At 42.8% G+C, this 24,096-nt stretch carries 18 protein-coding genes; 10 read left to right on the top strand and 8 right to left on the bottom strand.

Annotated elements, in window-relative coordinates:
- Positions 1 to 414 precede the first annotated feature (414 nt).
- Complete coding sequence (locus KIT90_RS05010) at positions 415 to 1,350, bottom strand: universal stress protein (protein WP_285375656.1); 936 nt, start codon at positions 1,348 to 1,350, stop codon at positions 415 to 417.
- A 217-nt stretch (positions 1,351 to 1,567) separates the two neighbouring features.
- Here KIT90_RS05010 and KIT90_RS05015 point away from each other — a divergent pair, with 217 nt between their 5' ends.
- On the top strand, positions 1,568 to 1,999 hold the full coding sequence (locus KIT90_RS05015; RefSeq protein WP_285375658.1) for a GNAT family N-acetyltransferase: 432 nt from the start codon (positions 1,568 to 1,570) through the stop codon (positions 1,997 to 1,999).
- Positions 2,000 to 2,089: 90 nt separating this feature from the next.
- On the opposite strand, the gene KIT90_RS05020 is transcribed toward KIT90_RS05015, so the two are convergent.
- Positions 2,090 to 2,698 (bottom strand): HD-GYP domain-containing protein, encoded by a 609-nt coding sequence (locus KIT90_RS05020; RefSeq protein WP_045410843.1) that lies wholly within the window; start codon positions 2,696 to 2,698, stop codon positions 2,090 to 2,092.
- A 370-nt stretch (positions 2,699 to 3,068) separates the two neighbouring features.
- Between KIT90_RS05020 and KIT90_RS05025 the strand changes: the two genes are divergently transcribed.
- From KIT90_RS05025 to KIT90_RS05035, 3 genes are all read left to right on the top strand, one after another.
- The gene (locus KIT90_RS05025; protein WP_285375659.1) at positions 3,069 to 3,323 is read left to right on the top strand and encodes a hypothetical protein; all 255 of its coding nucleotides are present in this window, start codon (positions 3,069 to 3,071) and stop codon (positions 3,321 to 3,323) included.
- Positions 3,324 to 3,487: 164 nt separating this feature from the next.
- Positions 3,488 to 5,845: a hypothetical protein gene (locus KIT90_RS05030; RefSeq protein ID WP_285375661.1), complete on the top strand. Its 2,358-nt coding sequence runs from the start codon at positions 3,488 to 3,490 to the stop codon at positions 5,843 to 5,845.
- 14 nt (positions 5,846 to 5,859) lie between these two features.
- Entirely contained in the window at positions 5,860 to 8,223 is a 2,364-nt protein-coding gene (locus KIT90_RS05035; protein ID WP_285375662.1) for an Ig-like domain-containing protein, read from the top strand.
- 261 nt (positions 8,224 to 8,484) lie between these two features.
- Here KIT90_RS05035 and KIT90_RS05040 read toward each other — a convergent pair whose 3' ends face one another.
- From KIT90_RS05040 to KIT90_RS05065, 6 genes are read right to left on the bottom strand one after another with little or no spacing between them, the layout of a single operon-like run.
- A complete protein-coding gene (locus KIT90_RS05040; protein WP_285375664.1) occupies positions 8,485 to 9,285 on the bottom strand; it encodes an outer membrane beta-barrel protein in 801 nt (266 codons plus the stop codon).
- A complete protein-coding gene (locus KIT90_RS05045; protein ID WP_285375665.1) occupies positions 9,285 to 10,325 on the bottom strand; it encodes a hypothetical protein in 1,041 nt (346 codons plus the stop codon). Before KIT90_RS05045 ends, KIT90_RS05040 begins: the two co-directional genes overlap by 1 nt.
- Positions 10,322 to 11,026: a hypothetical protein gene (locus KIT90_RS05050; RefSeq protein WP_306310004.1), complete on the bottom strand. Its 705-nt coding sequence runs from the start codon at positions 11,024 to 11,026 to the stop codon at positions 10,322 to 10,324. Before KIT90_RS05050 ends, KIT90_RS05045 begins: the two co-directional genes overlap by 4 nt.
- Positions 11,026 to 13,794 carry a TcfC E-set like domain-containing protein gene (locus KIT90_RS05055; RefSeq protein ID WP_285375666.1) on the bottom strand — a complete coding sequence of 923 codons (2,769 nt, stop codon included), beginning with the start codon at positions 13,792 to 13,794 and terminating at the stop codon, positions 11,026 to 11,028. Before KIT90_RS05055 ends, KIT90_RS05050 begins: the two co-directional genes overlap by 1 nt.
- On the bottom strand, positions 13,791 to 14,309 hold the full coding sequence (locus KIT90_RS05060; protein WP_285375667.1) for a hypothetical protein: 519 nt from the start codon (positions 14,307 to 14,309) through the stop codon (positions 13,791 to 13,793). Before KIT90_RS05060 ends, KIT90_RS05055 begins: the two co-directional genes overlap by 4 nt.
- A 17-nt stretch (positions 14,310 to 14,326) precedes the next feature.
- Entirely contained in the window at positions 14,327 to 14,881 is a 555-nt protein-coding gene (locus KIT90_RS05065) for a hypothetical protein (protein WP_045410862.1), read from the bottom strand.
- A 244-nt stretch (positions 14,882 to 15,125) separates the two neighbouring features.
- Here KIT90_RS05065 and KIT90_RS05070 point away from each other — a divergent pair, with 244 nt between their 5' ends.
- From KIT90_RS05070 to KIT90_RS05095, 6 genes are all read left to right on the top strand, one after another.
- Positions 15,126 to 15,737: a transcriptional regulator gene (locus KIT90_RS05070; RefSeq protein ID WP_285375671.1), complete on the top strand. Its 612-nt coding sequence runs from the start codon at positions 15,126 to 15,128 to the stop codon at positions 15,735 to 15,737.
- Positions 15,730 to 16,176: a hypothetical protein gene (locus KIT90_RS05075; protein ID WP_045410868.1), complete on the top strand. Its 447-nt coding sequence runs from the start codon at positions 15,730 to 15,732 to the stop codon at positions 16,174 to 16,176. Before KIT90_RS05070 ends, KIT90_RS05075 begins: the two co-directional genes overlap by 8 nt.
- 5 nt (positions 16,177 to 16,181) lie before the next feature.
- Entirely contained in the window at positions 16,182 to 16,607 is a 426-nt protein-coding gene (locus KIT90_RS05080) for a hypothetical protein (RefSeq protein WP_285375673.1), read from the top strand.
- A 153-nt stretch (positions 16,608 to 16,760) separates the two neighbouring features.
- A complete protein-coding gene (locus tag KIT90_RS05085; protein ID WP_038896872.1) occupies positions 16,761 to 17,852 on the top strand; it encodes a linear amide C-N hydrolase in 1,092 nt (363 codons plus the stop codon).
- A gap of 663 nt (positions 17,853 to 18,515) precedes the next feature.
- On the top strand, positions 18,516 to 21,482 hold the full coding sequence (locus KIT90_RS05090) for a M66 family metalloprotease (protein WP_285375674.1): 2,967 nt from the start codon (positions 18,516 to 18,518) through the stop codon (positions 21,480 to 21,482).
- Between the two features lie 155 nt (positions 21,483 to 21,637).
- Complete coding sequence (locus tag KIT90_RS05095; protein WP_285375675.1) at positions 21,638 to 24,067, top strand: M64 family metallopeptidase; 2,430 nt, start codon at positions 21,638 to 21,640, stop codon at positions 24,065 to 24,067.
- Positions 24,068 to 24,096: the final 29 nt, after the last annotated feature.

Genomic DNA, 24,096 nt, shown 5'->3' on the forward strand with positions numbered 1-24,096 from the left:
AAATATAGGTTGAGGTCCGTCGATAAGTGGATGTTGCACAATTGGCAAGTAGAAAAAAGTGGTGTGCTAAGATGCTTATTCTTAAAGCATTTCATGCGCTAATATCCTTTTCGAGCGTTAACTAACACCTCCTATAGTTAGACCTCACCTTATAACGACAATAATGCGAAATTAGTGCTTGAAGCCCCATGGAAGTGAGGGCTTTTTTTTTTGCATTTAGGCTAGGCAAACATTTCAAAACGCATCTTCAGACTGCCTCTTTTTCACTAAACGAAGCCAGTATTATCTGACTCGTTAACAGCGCTGCATGTCGCTTTTAACTTTCACCATTCTATATCGTGGATAGTACATTTGTGCATCAATGCTTCGTATGCAGGCCCGCTTCTTGATTTGAGAGGCGAGCTTTTTTCATTTTTACGCCAAGGGGGAGATAAAGCCTTCAGGTTTTAACGCAACCAGCGAGCAGTCGATTGATTGCAGGACATTCTCTGCTGTATTGCCAATGACCAGTCCTTGTATTCCGGTACGCGCGATTGTCCCCATTACTAATACATCGATTCCTTCCTTAGTGACCCAGCGAGGGATTTGCTCATCCGCAGAACCATGAAGGTGATGAACAACAGAATCGCCAGCGATACCAGAGGTAGCAATAATGGCATCGAGTGCTTCACGGTGTGCAGTTCGGTGCGCGTTGATCTGCTGATCTAGCACATCGTCTTCGATTTGAATCCACACGTGATGCCTCAAATAGCTTTCCATCTGATATTCCCAGCACGACACGATGTGTAATTGTCGATTGAAAGAGTTGGCGATTGCACGCGCAAGCTGCAGCAATTCAACCGTGAGGATTTCTTGTTCTTTACTAGAGATAATCGGATCGATAGCAACGGCAACGCGTTTTTTCACCATTGAGTGTTTGGGTTTTCTGTTTAACCAAACTGGGCAGGGACATTTTCTTAGAAGCTTCATGTCGAGTGCTTTGAACCCTTTGCTGCCTTCATCCAACTGTTCTGCATCTTTAATTACGAGATCATAGTGTTGCTTAGAGACAGACTGGATAATGGAGACGCTAGGCTGAGCGCCACTTTCAACATTAATAGGGAAGGGCTCTACTATGTCGGAAGAGGGATCAAGGTCCTGTGCTGCTTTGATATCAGAAAACAAACTTTCTATCAGAGAGTTTTCATAAGTGTGTTGATACTCGATCATGTTGGTTGGCATTGCAGGGCAAACTATCAACCCCGATAATCGTGCATCATGCAACTTAGCGAGTTTCATCGCTTGTTCCAGTGAATCACTTTTCCCTTCTAATCCTTGGCTTACGAATAAGATGTTTTGAAATCTTTTCATATCGACCTCCTTTTTATTAAGTGTTGTATCAAGAAGGTGATATTTCCATGTTTAGATTGTGGTTAATTGCGCTAGGACAAAACCTTCGCCATTTCGATTCAATGGGCAGTGGATCTCAATGAACAGGAGCTTCCAATGTACACGACATCACCAAGTTGCTAGACTCACGCTTCGCGGCTGCACATTGAACTTCAGTCCACCTAAAGAGAGAACATCTATGACGGTAGAAAATGTGCTTCCTGAGCACTATGCAGAGCTGCTAGCCGTTTGGGAAAATTCAGTCCGAGCGACGCATGACTTCATCACAGAAGAAGATATTGAGTTTTTTAAACCCATTATCATTGAACAAGCATTTCCCGCAGCCACCTTAAAGTGTGTGAAAGACACGACAGGTGCAATACAAGGTTTTGTTGGTGTTCATGATGAAAAAATCGAGATGCTGTTTCTTCTAGACCAAGCAAGAGGAAAGGGCATAGGTAAGATGTTGCTGCAACACGCGATCAAACATCTCGGCGCAGTAAAAGTCGATGTGAATGAGCAAAACCCACAAGCCGTCGGTTTTTACCAACGTATGGGCTTTAAAATCGAATCTCGCTCACCACTCGATGATATGGGTAAACCATTTCCAATTTTACACATGACGTTGTAACGCTCGATATGTCGTACATCCGCCTCAATCAGGTTTTGTTAGAAGAAACGCCCAAAGCTAATAACTTTGGGCGTTTCCGTTTGAGTGAGATTAATAAGTGGTTTCTATGTAAGCGGTAAACTTATCGACAAGTTCTGGATTGAACTGACCACTGTCTCTTTCATCGAGAAGTATCTTCAAAGCATGATCTCTGTTCATTCCTCTTCGATATGAGCGGTTAGAAACCATAGCATCCCAAGCATCAACAATCGCCAATACCTGTGCCCCATAAGGAATCTCATCACCCTTCAGGCGAAACGGATAACCATTTCCGTCCCAGCGTTCATGATGTAAACCTCCCAGCATGGAAGCCGATTCTAGCTCAGGATAGTCTTTTGTGAGATTGTATGACTCTTTGACGTGCTCATTCATTACTTGTCTTTCAATCGGTAACAACTGCTCAGGTTTATGTAGGACATGCAGTGGTGTTTTTAACTTTCCAAGATCATGGACAAGAGCAGCATCAAAAATCAGTTCTAGTTCTTGCTTTGAAAAACCTAGGTACTCGCCAAAGTAGTAAGCATAGATAGAAACGTTCATGACATGCATAAAAGTCTCTCTCGAATATTCAGCCATTTCTTGCAGTAGAAACAGTGCTTTATCTGAGTTTGAGTGGTTACGCGCGATGCTGTAAACGTGGTCGATATTAACGATGTTCATTCTGTTACTCTTGCTCGTGTTTTGAAATTCGAGGCAAGTATGCGTAAGAAGAAATCGCAAGTTAAATAAATGGACTTGAATGTTTATTAATCAATTTGTTTATTGGGGAAATCGGAGTTCTCATATAACCGATGGATGTCGTTACCTTTTGTCAAAATAATCTGTAGAGATAATTTTATCTAAATAACTCTAATTGATGTTTCTCCTACGGGTACTTGTTGATGAGTTTGAGCAATAGTTAATGATAAAGAAAGCTCTACCTCTTCTTAATGGCAGTCAATTGTCGGTTTTCACAATCATTTATTGGTGTAGCCGCGTTGGAAAGACCAAACTTGCTGTTGTTTTTAGTAAGTTCACAGGTACACCCTAAATGATGAAAGCCATTTCGAAGACCGCACTTTGGCGAAATACAATCGTAGAGTTTGCAAAAGAGCTTGGATACGATCACTTCACAATAGGATTAAAACGCGACAGTATCACTATCCATTTCAAGCCAAGAACAAGTAAGCTAAAAATTACCGTTGAGTTAGCGGTGAGGTCCTTGCACTACGATATTAAGAATACTCAGGACTGCATGGATTTTTGTTTGTTATTGCGGGCTATTGAAGATATTAAGGCTTTTTAGAAGTTTTTTGGAATTAATGTCACAATTAAATGTGATTAAAATTACCATTAATGTCATTTAAAACAATGGTTTAGTTTTTAATGACTAATCATGTGTGTTTAGTGGTGGAGTCACCACTTAAATAAGAAAATTGCGTAACTTTGTTCTAACTATCTAGATTAAAAATGACGCAATTACTCCGTTTTCAGCCTAGAGGGTACCGTCCTCTAAAGTTCATATTTGGTGCCTTTGCTCTTTGTTTACTTGCCGGGTGCAAAGGCAGTAATGATAAAGATGAAGGCTCTGTGCTACCTCCTCCTGAGCCCCAAACTGCGATTTACTCGGAAGACATTGCAGAGAATGCTTTGTCTGGTTCTACGAGTGAAATAGAGTTAGGGCCACATGTATCTACTAGTGACAATAGCAGCTTCCGTATCATTTCTGTTGCTTCGCTTTCTGGTGAGCAGTGCCGAATTACTGGTACTACAGATGAGGCTTTTGACGTGGTCTCTGATGATACGCAAGACTGTATTTTTCGGTATCAGGTTGCTCCGGCAAACGGCGAATCGACGTCATACTCATACGCTCGAGTTGCTGTCGCTTCTACCTACTCATCTTCCACATTGCCACGCATAACTGCGTCTACGACTGAAGGTGCAGACATTACCATCGACCTTGAAGTTGAGTTAGGTTCTTCGGTACCAGATTCTTCTTTTGAGCTTCAAGAGGATATGGTCGTTGTTGGAAGTGGTACTGCTGAGTATATCAACTCTAAGCAGATCCGGTTTAGCCCTTCTGGCAAAGGCCAAAGTGAAATTCATTACAGCTATCAAAGTGCCGAAGCATTAAAGGTCGGGACAATTTCAGTATCGGTATCTCAGTTAAGTACAAATACGGCACCTAGCGCATATAGTTTTGCTTATGACAAACTGCTAGCGCTTGGAGAATCTGTGGTTGTAGATGTCGGAGGATATGTGGGTGACGTTGATGGTGATGACGTTCAACTCATTGCTATTGAGGATTTTAACTCTACGGCCGCTTTATTTGATGCTGCAGATACGACGAATACCAAGTTCACTTTTTCATCGACGACGCCAGGGCCACATGATGTCGCTTATACAGTGAGTGATCATAGAGGTGGTTATACGACGTCAGTTGCTCGGATAGAAGTCGAACCGGACTTCTCTTTGATTCAAGATTGGGAGGATATTGTTACTCACGATCCTGCGATCGGATCCGATATTCGATTGTTTGCGCCAATGAGCAAAGTTTATGCAGATTATGTGAATGCTTCTTATACCTCAACTCATATCGAATCTGGTGAAAAGGGACCCAAAGGGTCAGAAGTGGTTATGCAAACGCTCAAACAAGCGCGCGCTTATTGCAAAACTCGAGGTGGCCGTTTACCTCTACAGCGCGAGTTAGACTCTCTTATTACCAATGAAATTAGTGCATTTACCACTCATAACTGGCCAACGGAAGTGAGCTATTGGACAGCGGAAAAGGTAAGTGAACTCAATGCTGCAACGGCGAGCCTTTTTGATGGGATTACCGGACAACAGCCAGGCACTGATGTTGGATACACGACGTGTGTCGATATGAGTAACCCTAATGTGAAAGATTTTTCTGTCTCTCCTAGCTTGATCTCCGCTTCGGGCAACGAATACTTATATCAATTGCTCGTTAATCACCCCGATGGAGGCATTGGCGCCTTTCAGGATATTGAACTAGAAGCGTTAGAAGAAAATGGTGTGTTTAGTTCGGGTGACACGCATCAAGAGCTCGTTGCGGATTCGACGGGAAAACAGTCTGTCTCCTATTTCGATACCGCGTTTAACTCGTCTGTTATCTCAACGTTAGTGAGTTCGACAAATGAGCTTTATCCTTTCGTTCCGGATGAAGATGCCTCATCACTTGAAACGCAAGATGGATCAAAATGGAATCATGTTGATACGCGATTTGGTCATACGCCACCTGCAATAGGCGCTAATGGTATTCCGGTATTGTACGATGATAGTTCGGCTACAGGTATGGGGAGCAGTTCCGTATATAAAGAAAGCTTTACTGGTAGTGACTTTGTTATGGCTTTGCATATTAGGAACAAGGGAGACCTTTCTCATGGCGCGATCTCATTCTTTATTGAGCAGCAGGGAAACATGCCTGATTCTTCTTGGTATAACCAAGCTAATGACCCTGATCGCAACCAACCTGGTGCCCCTCAAACAGATGACACGTTTAATATTGTCACTCAGTTTTATCGAGAGGAGTTTAATTTCTATCTTGGCTTTAACAATTATATTGGAACAACTGATGCAAAGGTGAGGTTTGAAGATCGCTACCTATGGTTTCAAAAGAAAGGTGACACCTTATATCACTATTCATCTCCGACACCAGAAAGACCAAACGCCCCTGACTTTGTTGGGCCTTTTGACTGGGGGAATATTGATCCTGCTCTGCCATATTGGGTAGGTGCTGGTGGCGCTACAAACTTCGAAGATGTTGAAGCTTACATCGTTAATGCAAATTTCGCTTCTTACCTATAAAGATAGGAACACACATGTATAAATATCTAACTCTATTCGCAACATCTTTTTTTCTGTTCGGATGTAATAGTGGTTCGGATTCCAATCCGACACGGCCTGATACTCCAACAGAAGTGTTAATTAATGCTGAGTCATTACAAGACAAAGCGCTTTTAGGAACTGAAGGCATTATCAAGGTTCAAGCGACAACATCATCTGAGGTTGAGCTTGAAATTACGTCCGTCATTCCAACTTCTGATTCCTATAAATGTGAAATCGATAACATAGATGGGATGACATTTTCGTTGAGCGCAGAGCACATTGGCGAGTGCCAGTTTGAATACACGGTTGGTCCCCGCGATACACAAGCGTTTGTGGGGAAGGCAAGTGCTATAGCCCGGGTATCAGTGTCTGAAACAGCCAGCGATAATACTCTTCCTAACCTTTCTGAAACGACAGATCGACTTACTGAAATAACGATAGATTTAAATACAGAGCTTTCTGGAGATCTAGATACATCGTCTTACGTCGTTTCAGGTGATATTAGTGTTTTGGGTACTGGCTCAGCTACGGCAGAGCCAACTACTAACAAAATCACTTTTACACCGAGTGAGGTCGGTGTCGATAGAGTAATGTACTCAATGAGTGATGGCTCTAACACTAAACTGGGTACGATAGATATCGCTGTATCGGATACTGCGAACACACCGCCAGTGGCTGAAAACAAGGTTCTAGAAGGTAAGCTAGCAAAGGATATGTCAGTCACAATTGATCTGACTGACTATGTATCAGATGCCGAAGATGCAGTGCTGTTGGATTCAGTTCGCGCCTATAATGCCGAAGCAAATATTACTTCCCAAACGGAACATACTTTTACTTTTAAGTCTTCTCAGTCAGGACCGCACGAGATCGCTTATACAATTACCGACGGGCGAGGTGGGTATGATGTAGGGCAAGTTTACATCGAGGTTGAACCTGATTTCGATCTTGTCCAAGATTGGGAAGATATCACTATTACAGATCCTACCATCGGTGCTGATATTACGTTTACCGCGCCTATTTCTAAAGCAATGGCTGATTACATTAATGCTGATTACATTACAGAGTTCGTTGAAAGTGGAGAGTTTGGCCCCCAAGGTGCGAAAATGGTTCTTATGGACTGGTATCAAGCCAAACAGTATTGTTCCACTAGAGGTGGAAGGCTACCAATGACCCGTGAGCTTGAAGCTCTTCAACTTGAGGATCCATTTAATGAACACAATTGGCCTTCTGAGTTAGCCTATTGGGCAGTAGATATGTTGTCAGAAAGTAGCGCTAGGACGGTAAACTTAAACTCGGGAGAAAGTAGTTCTGGTGATACAAAAGGCTCTGCTAGCTATGTTACATGTATTTATTTGGATGGTAACGCGAAGAATTTCTCCATTGATAACGTAACAAGTGATGATCTCGGAGTACCTACGAGTACAACAAGGTATGTTACTTCAACTTTGTTAGACCCCGACGGCCAGCCAGCGCCTTTTCAAGACATAAAGTTTTGGACAAGACTAGATGTAGGCGGTTTTGGCGCAACAAACACAGAGATGGAGACAGTTGAGCAAGCAGATGCTTCAGGTGTATCTACTGCGATTTACGAGTTCACAAAGGGATATGAGGATCAGATTATGGCACAATATGATGACAGTGCCGCTTTCACCACAGTGACCTTCGCTGAAGGAGGGTTTGATGTAACAAATCCAAATGATTGGAATGTGTCTAAAATCCAAGGTTCAACCCCTTTGTCTAGTTATGAGCCAATTATTAGTAGTAATGGTACGAAGGTAGCTGTAGGGCAGATGTCTCAATATGTTACTTCTATAGCAAAGAAGCCTTTGATCGGGACGAACGTAGATATTAAGTTTGGTTTAGATAGGACAACGACTGACAATCTGAGCGCAGGGAATACAAATATCATCATTCAACAGGTAAGTTCGAGGGCACCAGATGTCAATAGTAGCTGTGATATCGAGATTTTTGGGGACTGTAGTTGGTCTACTTCGCAGAAAGAAGAAGCCGGAATCCCGCAAAATGATAAGCGTTGGTTTGCTTTTCTGTTCGATTACTATGGTTCACCTAAGATTTATTTAAAAAATGCAAGTGGTATTTTGGCTCAAGGGGAGCTGACTAATAGTCATTTAAGTAAGCTCTATTATCAGATTGTTATAGACGGCACGGTGGTCTCGATTTATCAAGCTACAAAAAGTGATCTGTCTGATAAACAGCTATCTTTAACCAAAGATGTATCGAGTTATGGAATAGACACTTCAGAATTTTATTACTTCGGCCTTTCTGGAGGTGCTCATGGTAATCCGGGAGTTAGAGCTTTAATCCACTCCTTGAACATCACGGTATCAGGGATATAAAGTTTTGGTCCTAAACCAAGTTCTCATCCTGATAGTTATTATGCATACTTAATGCGCAAACTATCATTATCAATACTGCCCCTTTGATTGCCAGGAAATCAAAGGGGAAAATAACATGTATAGGATACAATCGGTTTTTTTGAGCTTGTATGAGACAATGAAATAACAAGGTTAGCACTTAAGGTTGAAGAACGACTATTGCTCAAACCTAAAAAAGCCCCTGTGCGGGGCTATACAAAAAACACTAACGGAAGAAGTTATTTATTGAACTTGAGGACAAATAGAACCTGCAATTGGAACCAATACTTCTTGATTCGGGTAGATTAGGTTCAGGTCTTCAATCTGTCTAAAGTCGTTGTTTATCGCTTTAAACTCACTAAACGATAAGTTGTGCTGATAGGCAATCTTAATTAACCAGTCACCTTTCTTCACTATGTATGTGTCGGTCCTGCAGCGTGTTTTAGTCGCCGTTTTCTCTGGGGTTGACGTAGGTACTTTGGTCGAGGCGATAGCACTAATATCATCATAACTTGGCTCTTGTTCAACATCAGTTTCAGGACGTGCGAAGTGGTATTGAAGCCCTAAACCTAACACTTGCAAATTGTATTCGGATTTAGATGCCCACAGAAACTTGTAGCCAAACTTGATTGACCATGAAGGGCTGTATTCATATTGAATACCTAACTGACCTATTGGAGAGATGTCTCCACCCTCTACTTGAGCCCCTAAGCCACCGTACAGATTGTAATACTGTGATAATGAAAGGGAGCCAAGAAGCGATATATCTGAGCCGTAGCGGGTCTCTTCTTCAATTGTATTTCGGTAATCTCCAGGAATCACCATATCCAAATTGCCGTAGTAACCGGTAGATGCTTCGATGGCCCAGTTTGGGTGGAACTCGTAACCAACATTAATTTGACCACCCAGTGATGAGTCAGAGACATCTGAATCCATTTTACCTGTATGATTGACGCCAGCACCTACGTACCAATTAGACTCTTGAGCCATAGAGAGATTAGGGTAGGTCAATGCTAAGCTGATCCATATTAAAGATGGTTTCATTAGTAGAGTTCCTCAAACATAACGGTGAAGCTGCCTGTGTAGGCTCCGGTCTCTACCTCAGTCGATGGGATATCTTGGTAGCTAACCTTAAGGTCAAAGTTGATGACGTTACTTGGTGTGTCAATCGTATATGAAGTTTCATCACTCTCTAGTTGGCTAACACCATCTTTAATCCACACCTGATCTTCACAATTGGATTGCAGGCAAGTGACAGAAAATGGAATTGTGGTTTCCCCAACGCTCGACTTAAGTTCAAAATCATGACTAAGCAGAGTGATATAAAGCCCGGTACTAAACTGGCCTAAAGCGGTAATGTTAAATGTCGTATCAGCCGAGACCGTGTGATTGTCCGTGTCATAGACGGGCTCCATGATGCCGTCGCCGGAGACTTCGATACTCTCTAACGTATTTGGCACATAGTTGACATTCACAGTAAACACCTCAGGAATCACGCGATAGGTTAGCGCTCCCCCTAATGACTCATAATAATATTTGATATCTGCTTGGATTGTACCTGCATAAACGCCTTTCGGCTTACCATTAAAAGCTGCGAGCAAGGCGGCTGTATCCAAATTAAAAGTAGGTCGATAGAAGTAGAAAGGTGTGATTGATTCTGTGTAGTCTAATGAGAAATCTGCGTTGCAAGTTTGCGTTGTACCATCTTCTAAATGAACGGTATTTCCGGACACCTGTGATATTGTGCAAGTAGGGCTTACCAATGCGTTATCGGTACGAGTATAAGAGTTGGATGAAACGTTGTACTGAAGCCCATTGACTGAAATAGGTGCTTCAACGCTTTGACCAGAAGCAGAGGATAATGTGATTTTGTCAGGCTTGTTTGATAAATAAGCTCCGGGAAGAAATCGTTTTGTTGGCGTTAGACTACTCGCTACAGTCCAATCACTCAATGTATAAGAAGATGCACCTAAAGAGAGTGCATTTTCAAATCTTAATTGTTGGCCTTCAATATCAATGTTCAACGTTGACGAATAAGCCAATGGTGACGCGCAGATAAGAGAGTAACATAGAGCGCGCTTCATTCTTCGCTCTCCCTTAAGGTGAGCTTTTCACGGTAGCTTTCATCGTGATTAACGATAGTTACGTTTAAATTAGTGGACTTTATGTTCTTTGGTAGTTCATAAGCACGTTCACGACCCGCAAGAGACATCGCTGTAAGTTCGCAGTCCTCCGTGATGTCATCAGTGCATTCATCGATATAAGCACGTATAAAACTGTTTCCTTTGTTGTTAATAAATAACTGCCCATTTTCTAGGGAGATCGTGTAGTCGATGTTTTGTTTTTTTGCCGGAATGACAAAAAGAGGACGATAACCAAAGTTGATGACAACAGCGGACTTTGATTTGCCTTCAGGATCGTATGGAGAAGGTTCAAAACTCACCAAGAAGTATTGATCTTGAATGAAATCACATTTGCTACCACAAAGGGAGCGGACACCAACTTGTTTTTGGCGACCTGCTTCCAGGATCATTTTGGGGTGAGTTAGGGTGACTCGCCAATCTTCGAAGTTGTCCTCTGTATAGGGAGTACGGATCAGGTTGCCTTCTTTCACTTCGATTTGAGTAATATTCGATTGAATAAACTCTGTTGTTTCTCCTTCATTTGAGATGGTGAATACGCCATTTCCGTATTCATCACCGATAAGCAGCATAGTGTCGATGTTCATCGCGAATGCAGAGTTAGCTAATAGTGATGTCATCAAAATGGGAAATGTTCTCATCATCAATTTCCTTCTGGTCTGTTAAGTACAAAATCTTGCTCTCGTGGTGTTTCGGAGCTGGCATATCGCGCAACGTTTTCAATATCTTGTTGTTGCTGTTGGGTCAGCTGAAGCCCTGTTTCACCAGTTAGGTAAACGAAAGACTTACGTCCCAGCTGCGTGGTTAGGATCTCCATGCCTTGATCTGTCATGGCTTGGAGTTGCGGTTTGATCATTGCTAGGTCATCAAATTCACCAATGTACATAACATTGATTTCTCGATTATTTTTTACAAGAACGATGGACTCCATAGGCGATAGGTCAGGTTGACAATAGTTGGTGCCAAAGTTCAATTGCTTTGCATCATCAACCGAAGGTAAGTAGCACTGTTGGCCGTCACTGGTCAGAGTGAAGCTCAGGCCCTCTTGTACATCTATTTTGTGAATACCAGAAGTGATGTTAGATATCTCCAAACAGGCTGGGCCTGAACATTTCACTTCTTCGATATTGTTTCCAAAGATGTCTTTAAATTTACTGACAAAGCTAATGACTCGACTCACGTTAGAGTTCAGCTCCACAACGGTTCCTGGATGGGTGTAAGCGGTGACTGATTGCTGACCGCTGTTGTGTAAAGCGACACTTTCTACATCGAGTTCAACGGTACTGGCTTGGTATTCTCCTAAAGGAATGAGTGCCGACTCGTTGTTGATGTACTCCTTGCGGTTAAACTTATCGTTAGAGCGTATAACCAACAGGCCTTTTGTTTGTTCTTCGTCTTTATCAAAGCGTATATTGTCTTTGGTATCGACAGCTACAAACGCATCACTATGTTGTGTAGTGAAGTTCAGGCTGTTTTTGCCAACTACCTGTGTGCTGCTTAGCGTAGCGTTAAAAGAGCGTTCGCCGTTATCTGCGATATAGGCAAAGCCATCAGCTTGATAGTGACGGTTGTGTTGTGAGCCATAGGTTGTCAGGCTATTTAGTGTTGTATCTGGTGAGTTCTGTGAGTAGCTATTGCTTAGTGTCACCCGCAAGTCAGTATCATCGCGCTTAACAAGATCACGGCTTTCCAAACTGTTTGTGTATTGGCTAAAACCGTCTTCATCAAAAGTTACACCGGCGTTGCCTCTTAAAATTGACGACAGTGGGACTGACCAATTTAATGCGATGGTCGCTTCACCTTGATCCCAATTTGAAACCAATTCTTCATTGCTGAAACTAACGTTTAAATCCAAGCTGGAATTCAGAATAAAAGGCATACTCAGACCTGATGAAATGAACCAGTTTGTGAGCTCATTTTCGTAAAAATCAATTTGGTTCAAGTAGTTCACCGACCCATAGCCCCGAATATCGGCGCCTAATGCAAAGCTACTCGAAATGCTCAGTTGTTCTTTGCTTGTTGCGCCATACAAATATTCAGCGAATAGATTTCGCTCGTCGTTTGTCAGTTTTTCATAAGTAATGCCAATGCTATCGATGTTCCAGTATCCAGATACATAGAACGCTTCACTATCGATACTCGACAAGGACACTTCATATCGGCTATCGAAAGGGAGGTAGCCTTTGAATCCAATTTGATTCATCACGTAGTTATCCGTGATGGTTGAACCAATGGCGACGGTATGAGCGTCTGACCACTTATAAGCTACAAGCCCTTGTACATAGGGGGTATCGTCAAATGATTGAGCTAATTCTGTTGTGCTGTTGGGGTTAAGTTGAGTCGTTTCGTTACCTTGAAATTGGCCAGCAGACAGCAAGTAGTCAAACTCTCCGGTATTTAATGTGTCAGTGTTTGCGTTGTAGATTCGAGCTGATTCAGATGAGACTACTTGATTACCGGTTGAGATCTCTATGACAACATCATAAACACCATGTGGTAACTCTGAATAACGCAAGCTGCCTTGACCTTCACCAACGGAGCGCTGAACGATGATTTGATCATCTTTGTAGACTTTCAGGACACCGGGAGACGGCGCGTAGTAGAACAAAAATTGTTCATCTTTTTTATTGGTACGACTAAGGTTTTTGCTAGAAGACAAGCTCGCGTTTAGATCGTGATATTGTGTACCATTTAAAAGGAATGAGGTGCTATTTAATGCAAGGCGGTCTTGGTGATAGCCCGAGGTCATTCGTACGGCTTTGTACTCGAGATTATAGTATCCGTAGTTCAACTCCGATGCGTCTTCCTGATTACTGACGTAAGAATCTATATGGATTGACCCATAGGGTAGACCCCATATCAGTTGGTCACTAAGTGATACGGTCGTGTTATCTGATAAATCGGAAGAAGTATAGAGGCTTGCATCATTGATTATCCCTGCATTTTCGTTATAGGTAGCGGCATAGTTTTTCTGGATAGCTTTGGGTTTATTGTCCTCTAGCATCTCTTTATTTACATAAAGGTATAACTTGTTCGAGTGATAATCGTAAAAGGTGTCAAAGGTTTGTGGTGCAAGAGAGCAGAGGTTTAAATCCCCAATGCAATCAACACTGTTGGATTGACCATGCTGTAAGGTACTTACGATTTCACGAGCGGCATCTTCGCTCAAACCTGATAAAACGAGATGTGTAATGAAGCCACGAGCGTCTTTAGGATCTTCCAGTCTTACAGAGTCATAAGTTACAAGCATTGGAACACTAAAAAACGTGCCATCAATGCCTTTAATCTCTACGTCTCGTTTCTGTTGTTGGAAGAAATCTTGGAAACCTTCAGGAACAGAAGATGCAGATGCAATCAGAGGGAGAGTAATGGTGCTTAACGCAGCAGTGGTAAATAACCTTGTTTTTTTCACAGAGACAACTCCGCTAGAACAGAAAATTCTCCTCGGCAGATATTTGCGCCATTTGGAATCTCACCAAAAGTGAGCTTGACGTCATACTCACCACTTTTTAGTCCATCAGATGTCTTGTTAAAGTCGAGTAAAGCAGGCGTGAGCTCGGTCAGTGGCTGTTCAGCAATAAAAATTTTTGCAAAATCAGACGGCGTCACTAACGCCGTCTCTTCGATATCAAAGCACTGTGCAGTGTTACCTTTCATAAACAACTGGAACTTCATTGATACGTCGGAACTCGGAATATCGGTATCAACGGTCAAAAGCGTAAACGCATCATGAAACGTATTGGTTTCTGTGTTTGGTCTCAGTGTTATGTTGGCAGGGGAAAACGTGACTTTCCTGATCTGGTAAGAAAAGAAGTTACTTTTATCGATCTCACTCACTAGGCGAAAGATGTAGGTTTCTGCCTTAGTTCCGAAGCTAAACATCGTTAGCAATAAGAAGGCGACTTTAATGAGTGTTGATGCTTTCACGTTTCCCCCTAGTTTAATTAAAGTGAATCGTCGTAGCTTGCTGCCATCTGTACGATGACTTGTGCTTCACCCTCTACTGGCACATCGGTGATTTCTGTGCCGTTTGAAACTGTTAGCTGAACGTAACCACCAGTGACTTCGTTTAATGTGCCTTTTGTTAAATCAGTACCCGACATTGCGTCAGAAAGGACTAGAGTTGCGTCTTTTGTAACTTGACCCCCAATCATTACTTGTGAGTTTGTGTATGTCCAAGTTGCGGCCGGCTGACGATCACCGATAACTTCTTCCGTAGGTATTGCGCCATCTGTTGCCGGAGTGTAGTCACGAGCTTCCAGAACAACATCAGAAGAAGTAAAAGTACCATCACTGTTTACATATAAAGTACCCGGCTTTATGTCACCACCAGCTTCACCTGTAATAATTAAGTTTGAACTTGGAACTGAGCCCCCAATTACACCCGTCCAAATCGCATCTGCTGTTGCTTGCTCTACGGCTGTTGTTTCTGCATTTACTGCGCCTGAAGCCATAATTAATGCCGATGCGCCAAGTGTGAAAAATGCATTTACTTTCATATTTATTACCTATGTTTATTAATAAGTTCGTTTTTCCAGATAAATAGGAAACGAACGTTTTGGTGTGGAAAAGCGGGCATTTTGCGCAGAAGATCAAACTCTGTGAATTAAAAAGCTCTTAATAGTGATGTCAATGTGGTTAAAAACATTTAATTGCCATTTTTTGAAGTTTAACTGTTTGAATTTATGCGCTTTATGTTTTTTTATGTAAATGTAAGTGGACTAACAAACAACGGGACTAAAAATGTACAAACGACTTTCTATTGATACTGTAAGAAGAACGATAATTTTAATCGATAGTGAATCGGGCAAAGAAAATCAGCCACTAGAATTAAACCGGAGTGAATATAATTTACTTTTAGTGTTCTGTGATTCACACGGAGAGGTAATAGATAAACAAACCCTCATTGAAAGAGGGTGGCCAGGGAGAGTTGTTGGAGATAACTCCCTTGCTGTCGCAATAATGAAACTGAGAAAGAAGCTCAATAGTCTAAAGCAAGGGTTTGAGATTAATAATCTACCGGGAGAAGGGTATGTCTTTATAAATGCAAGGCAAATAGAAATATTCCATTCGAATGTTACTGCTGAACCAATTGAACTAGTTCAAAACAATGACAACGAAGGGAAAAATGATACGAGAAATTCTCAAGCTACTACCATCATTCCTCATACTTTACCTTTGTCTGACATTGGCGCTAACAGTGGAAAAACGATGACCTCACATATGAAATCATTTGTTAAAGACCCCATGTTTTGGGAGTTGTCAATTGGATTAGTGATCATAGCACTCACTTTTTTCTTTATTTATAGAGAGGCATTTGAGTGTTTTGAATGTTATGGAGGCTTCTATGGATAAGGTAAGAAGATTGTCGCTAAAGCTTGGTCTATCGACGTTTGCCGTACTTTCTATACCTTGGTACCTATCATTAGGAACTTACTTCTCAAGTTACACACATTTCCAGGATAGTGGTCTTGAAGTGCTAGTGACAGCGAAATCAGGTATGTATAAAGCGATTAACATCTATGAAGGGAAGGTTTATAAGGTTGATTCAGGAATATATGCGACGATTGGAACTTCCATGTATTTTCTGACTTTAGGAGGGAGCTATTTAGATGGACTCGAACCTGACTTTGCTGAAAAAGTGGTCGATATTGATATGGAATTATATTCTCCAGGAATGACGCCCGTTAAGCTACTGGAGAAAGAAGGTCGGTGGGTAGGAAAAATGCAAAAGGCGGATCAAGAAATCTACTTGGATGAAATAATCTTTTCAGGGAGAAAAGATTGGTGGTGATAAAAATGAGAAGGAAAGTCGCAATTTTATTCGCTCTTATTGTGTTGTCTCTTAGTTTGCCTTGGGTGAATGCATTTACAAGTCAATTTGTTATTAAAGGAAAGTTTCCAGAACGTTCAGTTCATATCGTAGGTTCAAATGGAAGGTATATTTCTGATGCTAACTACGATAAAGAAACACAAGTGGTAAATTCTGGTTACTATGCTTCTTTTTTAAACACTTTGTTCATGTTTAAATTAAGTCAGAATAAATTTTCTACTGGTCAAGTTTTGAACTTGAATGAATTTTTGCGTGAGCATCAGACTTTTGTTGTGTTCAAACTTCAACATATTTCTGGAGACGAATATATGCTGAAGCATATTGAAGAGGATCCTAGGCAAGGTGTTACAAAAGTCAAAGTGACGGTCGAGGGTAATCTCGGTTTGTTATAGAGGCTAACGTCCGCCACTTGGTGCAATCTAAGTGGCGGTGTTATCCAAATCGTCAGTAATTTTATATTCCACCATTTTGATATCTTTTCGATTGTAAGTTGCCTAGAAAGGACTACAATCGCGAAATGTTACCCCTCCTTGGTGGATCTAAAAATGATAAAGAAAACCCTCCTTGCTATGGCGCTTTCTGCGAGCATTATCGTTCCGGCGAGTGCTTGTACTGGCATCTCTCTTTCTACTGTGGCGAATGACCATATTCATGCTCGCACAATTGAGTGGGGCGAAAACGATCTCAACAGCAAGTTGATTGTTGCTCCCCGTGATTACACGTTTACCTCGACTATGCCGGACCAGAAACAAGGTTTGAGTTGGAAGAGTAAGTACGGCTTTGTTGGGATCTCCGTCAGTGACGATCGCTTCATTGGTGAAGGTATCAATGAAGAAGGACTGACTGCCGGTTTGTTTTACTTCAAAGGTTACGGCTCGCTAAAAGCGTACGACGCGAAAGACCGTGCAAACAGCATCGCTGATATGGACTTTGTTCGTTGGATGCTGTCGCAGTTCAAAACCGTCGATGAAGTTAAAACAGCGATGAAAAACATCGATATTGTTCCGGTTTATATCGATGAGAAAGGACAACCTTCACCAACTGGGCACTGGCGTGTTACCGACAAAGCGGGTAACAACATCGTCATTGAAATCATGGATCATGGCCAAGTACACATCTACGACAACGAAGTAGGTGTACTAACAAACTCACCAACGTTCCCATGGCAAGTGACCAATTTAAACAACTACATTCATTTGCAACCGGGCACTAGTGCGCCAACCAAGTTTGGTGGTGTTGAAGCGAAGTCGTTCGGTATTGGCTCTGGCTTTTTGGGTATGCCAGGTGACATTACGCCACCATCGCGATTTGTTCGTGCGGCGTTTTTCGTCAACACTGCTCCGGAATCAAAAACGGGCGAAGAGGCGGTGTCACAAGCATTCCACATTCTGAACAACTTCGATATTCCGATTGGTACAGAATTTGGGCCTGAATATCGTGAACATATCCCTGATTTGCCGAGTGCGACGCAATGGACCTCAGTGATCGATCAAGGTAACAAGGCGCTGTACTACACTACGATGCACGACAGTCGAATCAAGAAAGTTGACCTGACGAAGATTGACTTTGACAAAAAGCAAGAAGTGAAACGCGAATTGGATAACGGGACTTTTACGTTTACAGACGTGACACCTTAGTTTTCCCTCGAACGTATAAATAACGCATAAAGCGGAGAAGGTTTTCCTTCTCCGCTTTTTATTTCCGAAACATCATGAATTTCAAATAGAGTTTTGAAAACTGAGGTATTGATTCAGCAAGTTATGAAGCATGATTTATTGGCTAATGAATTTTATGACTCTGATTCCATATTAAACAGACTTTATTCAATATTTTTTAATCTTCTTATTTATCAGTCGGATGAAAATAATAGTGCTGTAGTAAAAGTCTGATCTTTTCAACAACAAGAGGTTGGTTTAAAACTTATTCATTTAACTTTTATTTACAGAAATATGCTGCTAAATATTTAATTAATTTATAACTTCAATAATTTCATCTAATTTAAGGTATTGAAATTTAGCATCTTTTTCTTCCTGGATTTTGGGTTCTATCATTGTTGTCTTGATGGCTTTGAAAGCGGTGTTAATTCTCAGGTTAGAGATTTAAATTCTCTAAAGCTAATTAAGTAATTTCTAAAGTCATGAAATGGAAGCTCTGTTCGTGCTTGTTCGATAAGAAATATTTTAAGGTCTTAACCTGATCTTTCTCGGGAGAAAAAATCTTATTTCATGAAGTTGATTTTTACAATTTCTGGGAAAAAAGTAATAAACAAAGTGGTTGAAATACAAACATAAGGGAAAGGTATGAAAATAAATAAGGTCAGTGTAGGGTTAAGTGTCGCTTGCGGATTATTATTCACGAGCGTTACTCACGCTCAGGTGATTCCATTCAATAATAATCAGCCGACTAATGACTTACAGGGTGATTTTGAGGCGATGGTCATTTATGCGCAAAACATCACGGTTCCTCATCACAACGATAAAGGCGATCCTAGGCCGCACCTCACTGCATTGCGTGATACTTTGCTACTTGTTAAACCTGTTGACCACGTACTGGGCTCGACGCAAGTGAGAGTGATTGGGCGCGATGCGAAAGGTGAGCAATTAGGTGTGCTCTCACTAAACCCACCAGATCAACTTCCGAGTCACGATGGTCCAAACCTCGACATTACGTATGCGCAAGATATGTGGTCAGTGACACTGCCAGCGACTTGGATACAGCCTGGCCTTACTCTAGAGCTCCTGAATGGAAGCACGTCAGGCATCCTCTCCGGTTTGGATATTGGTGCGCCGAACGAATTGCTGATAAACACGATGGATTTAGGGATGCTAACCAATCCAAGGGGGCGTTTTTACTTCGCAGACAATCCTGAAAGGCATAGAGACTACTTCCAAAAAATTCCGGTAAGCAAGTTGATCGTTAACCCATACGAAACAGTGAAACTCAATGAAGTGATGCTGCCAGATGGCCGTTTGTTAACCGAGTTAGATCCGAGCACGGGTACTTGGCACAAAGGGGATATGCGCGCGTATACAACCAAGATTCTGATGTCGCACGGCATCAACCTAGCAAACTATGGCATCAACTCTTCAACAGCGATCTCAGAGAGACCGCATCCATATACGGCGAATCAAATTACAGCGATTGCCGCAGTAGGGCGTTATCAAAATGGCGTGGTTGCTCACGGTGGCAGTGGTGGCAACGGTATGGTGACTATCGACTCATCGTTGGGTAATGAATGGAGCCACGAAGTCGGGCATAACTTTGGCCTCGGGCACTGGCCAGGTGGTACGGATGGCACAACGCATCGGCCATCTACAGACATAAACTCTGCATGGGGTTGGGATCAATTCCAACAACGTTTTATTGCTAACTTTATGTGGAACAAGCGCAATGGTCAGGATCAGGTTTGTTGTACCGACGGCATAGGAATCCCGGCTTTCGAAGGCTATAAGTTCAACAGAGATGCAATGGGGGGCGGTGAGCCAACTTCACCGATTTCCAAGTACACCCTGCACACTCCGTTTGTACTCGAAAAGATTCAGACCTTTATGGAGAAAAAGGCGGCATTTGATGCGGCATCGTCGACTGGCTTTAGTAAATGGGACGGTGAAACCAAAACGATGCAAGAGTATGAACAACCAGCGCTCTTGTTGGGCAAATCTATCGCCTCGCAATCTCAACTAAATACGATCAAAGATGACACGTCAGGTTCAGTGCTGTTGGGTTACATCAATGACTTTGATATCACAAAAGTAGAAACAGGAGACGGTCGTTGGATTCGCGATATTTACTTGCCGAATGCTGCAAATGTTGTCGCGGGTAAAGTGGTGAATGTTGCGCGTTACTCTGGGTATGGCGTGACGGTTCATATTAATGGCCAATCGGTGAACTTGAATCGCGGTGACAGCAAGTTTTACGTCAGTGACGGTAAAGGTTGGCAAGAAACCAGTGAAGATCAGGTAGCGGAAAATAACCCAACACGTGTCCCTACGGATAGCGGTGTCGCTGTAACAACGCTCGTCGGTTACTACGACCCTCAGCAGACACTTAATAGTTATATTTTCCCAGCATTACATGGTGCGTATGGCTTTGTTTATCAGCCGACTCCGGCAGAGAGCCTAAACGCAAATGGATGTTATGTCAGAGTGTATAACGGTAGAAACTACCAAACGGACAACTACCAATTGGCTGGATTCCGTTATGACGATAACGTAATGAACAAGTTCCACATCAACCTCAAGCAAACGGATGCACCGACAAGAGCAGAAGTTGTTTGCGATAACACGGTGTTGAGTTCGTTAGACATTGAGAAACCAAAGCAAGATCTCAAAGTCTCAATTGTTCAGTCTGATTCCTTAACCGACTCAACTCCTACGGAGAATAGTGCACCTGTTGCCCATGCTGGTAAAGATCAGTCTGTGCTGTCAGGCGCTACCATTACGCTGTCTGCAAGCCAGTCGACAGATGCCGATGGTGATGAGTTAACCTACGTGTGGAAGCAAATCTCGGGTTTAACTGCGACCATTCAATCTACCGACAAAGCTAACACCAGTGTTATTTTGCCGGAGTCGAACAAAGCGGAGTCGTACGTTTTTTCCGTCTCTGTCTCCGATGGAAAAGTAAGCTCTGAAGATACGGTGATGATTAGTGCTCAGCCTCAAGCAAACCAAAATCATGCGCCGCAAGTGTCTCTCCCGCAAAGCATGGAGGCAAAATCTGGAGAGGTGATTGAGATTACCGCTACGGCATCGGACCAAGATGGTGATGTGCTTTCATATCAATGGCATACATCAGGCTTAGTTTATCAGCCTGTATCAGTAGGCACGATTCGTCTGACGGTTCCAGAAGTAACAGTAGATAGCCAATTTACGATCCGTGTAGTCGTCTCTGATCCAACAGGGGAAAGTGCCAGTTCAAGCACGGTTGTGAAAGTCAAAGCCAACAACAATTCCTGCAGCATCAGTGACCCAAATGCGGCGAACTACGCTGTGTGGTCAGCGAGCAAATCGTACTCAGGCGGTGACCTTGTCAGCTACAAGCAGCTCGTTTGGAAGGCAAAGTACTGGAGCCAGAACAATCAACCTGATAACAGCGATGCCTGGGAGCTTGTCAGCGATGTAGCCTTGCCGTGGTCAACTCAAAAAGCTTACTCCGGCGGTGATCAAGTGACGTACAACGGCGTTAAGTATGAGGCGAAGTGGTGGACGCGTGGTGATCAGCCGGATACATCAAGTGTATGGAAGAATGCTGGCGTAGCATGTCCATGATGCTTTTCCTTCGTTAATTTGTCGGGAGAACTGCCTCCCGATTTGTCTTTCTCATTATCAATAAATGATCTTTTCAATTGCCGAGGCCAATGCCTTTGGGCAAAGGCACGTTGTACTTGTCAGCCAGGCAAACGCTAGGAAACAAGGAGAAAAATATGATTAAACCAAAATTGAAGTTACTTGCTTTAGCACTATCGTGTTTCAGTGCTGTTCCGCAAGCCGTTTTAGCTGATGTTCATATCGGAAAAGAGTTCCAGATCGAAGTGATGAGTGATGCCTCAAGGGTGGCATATACCGCAGAAGAACTGGGGTTAGATACACCCGCGCTCATCGCGATCGAAGTCCTTGACGATGCTCATCAGCGTGTTGGGCTACTGCATATTGAAAGCCCTTTATACTTGCAGTTTGAAGAATTTGAAGAGCAAACGGGTGAATTTGTCGCGGCCCATGAAAAGTGGTTTGAGCAGGGAATGGTGAGTTTAGATCATGCTCAGCAAGCGACATTAGAGAAAGGAAGTTCTGTTCGCTTCTACAGTTTAAATAAGGCTGGCGAAGTTATTGAACTGCTCATGGTGCAACCAAAGCGTTTGGCTTCCCTTAGAACACGTAGTGTTTCCACATCTGCCTACAAATTTATTGATAATGGGTCTCCGAATGAAAAAATCGATTTAGTTTTGTTGGGAGACGGGTATACCGCTGGAGAGAAAGAAAAATTCCGAAGCGATGCAAAACTGATTACCGATGGTTTTTTTGCTAAGTCACCTTATCGCGATTACCGAGACTATTTCAACGTTTGGTTAATCGAAAAAGCTAGCCAGCAATCAGGTATCGGTATTGGTTCTCCACTCGACGGCAGCGCGTTTAAAAGCTATTTCCCTGACAGTTCAAGCCGATTGTTGCTACTCAAAGATCGTTTTGTTTCGTTGAATGAAGCTAAGGCTGTCTTGCCGGAATCCGCGACCGAGATTTTCCTTGTTGTCTCCAATACAGAAAAATACGGTGGAGTAGGTTACGGAAATGTCGCAACCATGTCGACCCACAGCAGTGCGGTTGGACTTGCCTTACATGAAGTGGGTCATACCTTCGGCAAGCTTGCGGACGAATACAGCTACGGTAACTGTAATCTGAATGGTGAACCCTCTGCAAAAAATGTCACGATGCAAACAAGCAATGTGAAATGGTCGCATTGGATGGCACATGATCATGAGGTTGGTCTGTTCGAAGGCGCGCAATACTGTGCGACTGGAAAATATCGTCCGACCAAAAACTCCTTGATGCGTGCTTTAGGAACAAACCTTGAATTTGGCTCAGTGAATAGCGAAGCCTTGATCCTTAAAATGTATGAGACGATCAACCCAGTTGCTTCAGTTTCTCCTTTTTCGAGCACGGTCGCATTGGAAAGCGAACGAGTTTTCAGTGTATCGACACCTATTCCGACTGACAGAGTGGCTATTCAATGGTCCTTAAATGGAGACGTTCTTTTAGAAGGTGATCAGGCTGCAATAACGGTAAACCCGACAAATCTCGACTCTGGAAGTCATGTTCTAAAAGTGGTCGTGAAAGACACGACTGAAAAAGTGAAACGTGACCCAAGCAACCGTCTTATCAGTGAACGTCAATGGCAACTGAATGTCGCTGATGACCCTCAACCAGAGCCCCAAAACCGTTATCGTTACGCACGCTTTGTTATTGATTCAGAGATTAAAGGACAAGACTTTGCTTCTGCGGCAGAACTGACTTTTATTGACCAAACTGGCAGCACAGTGTCTCCGGATAACATGAGAATTGTCTCGGTTTCTAGCCAAGAAACTCAATATCCACGTCCGGCAAGCAATGCTATTGATGGTGATCCTGATACGTTTTGGCATTCACGTTGGAGCCAATCTCCTGTGGGTAAAGCTCCACACGAAATCATCATCGACTTAGGTCAAAGCGTCGCGTTATCCCGAGTTGAATATCTACCGCGACAAGACGGCAACGTAAATGGTACGGCCAAAGATTACAGACTGTACTTGAGTAATACCGTTGGACAATGGGCGTCACCGGTGGATAGCGGCTCGTTTGCACCGAATACGGAAGAAAAGGTGATGTTGGTTGAGTCAAAAGGTGAGGAAAACCAAGCGCCTAACGCTATTGTTTCTCGCTCGCAAGGTGAATTGACAGGCTCAGGCTCCGTGATGTTAATCGGTGAAAAGTCTAATGATCCTGATGGTGACGGTTTAGTGTATCAATGGCAGCAGACTTCTCCTAAATCTCCACTTGCAGTTATTGAATCCCCTAAAGAAGCAAACACCCAAGTACGGTTTGTTGGCAGTACGAGTGAAGTCATTTATCGATTTACCTTAACCGTCAGCGATGGTGAGCTTTCGGACTCTGCAGAAGCAGTGATTACGCAGAAAGCGGAGGCGACTCAATCAAGTCCAAAATGGGACGCAGGTAAAACATACGCAACGCCTTGTGAACGCGTTTCTTGGAAAGAGAATGAATGGGAAAATCAGTGGTGGACTCAAGGTACGGAGCCGGGCTCGGATGGAACATGGGGTGTTTGGCGAAAAGTTAATACTTCGAACAATCAGTGTTCTTAAATGCAATGTTGCAAGAAACCTAAATTAGA

The organism is Vibrio sp. B172a, from assembly GCF_030248355.1.
GTDB classification, from domain to species: domain Bacteria; phylum Pseudomonadota; class Gammaproteobacteria; order Enterobacterales; family Vibrionaceae; genus Vibrio; species Vibrio owensii.

What these genes read in the sequence shown, in the direction of transcription:
- KIT90_RS05010 (WP_285375656.1), bottom strand. Translation starts at nt 1,350, where the DNA reads ATGAAAAGATTTCAAAACATCTTATTCGTAAGCCAAGGATTAGAAGGG.
- KIT90_RS05015 (WP_285375658.1), top strand. Translation starts at nt 1,568, where the DNA reads ATGACGGTAGAAAATGTGCTTCCTGAGCACTATGCAGAGCTGCTAGCC.
- KIT90_RS05020 (WP_045410843.1), bottom strand. Translation starts at nt 2,698, where the DNA reads ATGAACATCGTTAATATCGACCACGTTTACAGCATCGCGCGTAACCAC.
- KIT90_RS05025 (WP_285375659.1), top strand. Translation starts at nt 3,069, where the DNA reads ATGATGAAAGCCATTTCGAAGACCGCACTTTGGCGAAATACAATCGTA.
- KIT90_RS05030 (WP_285375661.1), top strand. Translation starts at nt 3,488, where the DNA reads ATGACGCAATTACTCCGTTTTCAGCCTAGAGGGTACCGTCCTCTAAAG.
- KIT90_RS05035 (WP_285375662.1), top strand. Translation starts at nt 5,860, where the DNA reads ATGTATAAATATCTAACTCTATTCGCAACATCTTTTTTTCTGTTCGGA.
- KIT90_RS05040 (WP_285375664.1), bottom strand. Translation starts at nt 9,285, where the DNA reads ATGAAACCATCTTTAATATGGATCAGCTTAGCATTGACCTACCCTAAT.
- KIT90_RS05045 (WP_285375665.1), bottom strand. Translation starts at nt 10,325, where the DNA reads ATGAAGCGCGCTCTATGTTACTCTCTTATCTGCGCGTCACCATTGGCT.
- KIT90_RS05050 (WP_306310004.1), bottom strand. Translation starts at nt 11,026, where the DNA reads ATGATGAGAACATTTCCCATTTTGATGACATCACTATTAGCTAACTCT.
- KIT90_RS05065 (WP_045410862.1), bottom strand. Translation starts at nt 14,881, where the DNA reads ATGAAAGTAAATGCATTTTTCACACTTGGCGCATCGGCATTAATTATG.
- KIT90_RS05070 (WP_285375671.1), top strand. Translation starts at nt 15,126, where the DNA reads ATGTACAAACGACTTTCTATTGATACTGTAAGAAGAACGATAATTTTA.
- KIT90_RS05075 (WP_045410868.1), top strand. Translation starts at nt 15,730, where the DNA reads ATGGATAAGGTAAGAAGATTGTCGCTAAAGCTTGGTCTATCGACGTTT.
- KIT90_RS05080 (WP_285375673.1), top strand. Translation starts at nt 16,182, where the DNA reads ATGAGAAGGAAAGTCGCAATTTTATTCGCTCTTATTGTGTTGTCTCTT.
- KIT90_RS05085 (WP_038896872.1), top strand. Translation starts at nt 16,761, where the DNA reads ATGATAAAGAAAACCCTCCTTGCTATGGCGCTTTCTGCGAGCATTATC.
- KIT90_RS05090 (WP_285375674.1), top strand. Translation starts at nt 18,516, where the DNA reads ATGAAAATAAATAAGGTCAGTGTAGGGTTAAGTGTCGCTTGCGGATTA.
- KIT90_RS05095 (WP_285375675.1), top strand. Translation starts at nt 21,638, where the DNA reads ATGATTAAACCAAAATTGAAGTTACTTGCTTTAGCACTATCGTGTTTC.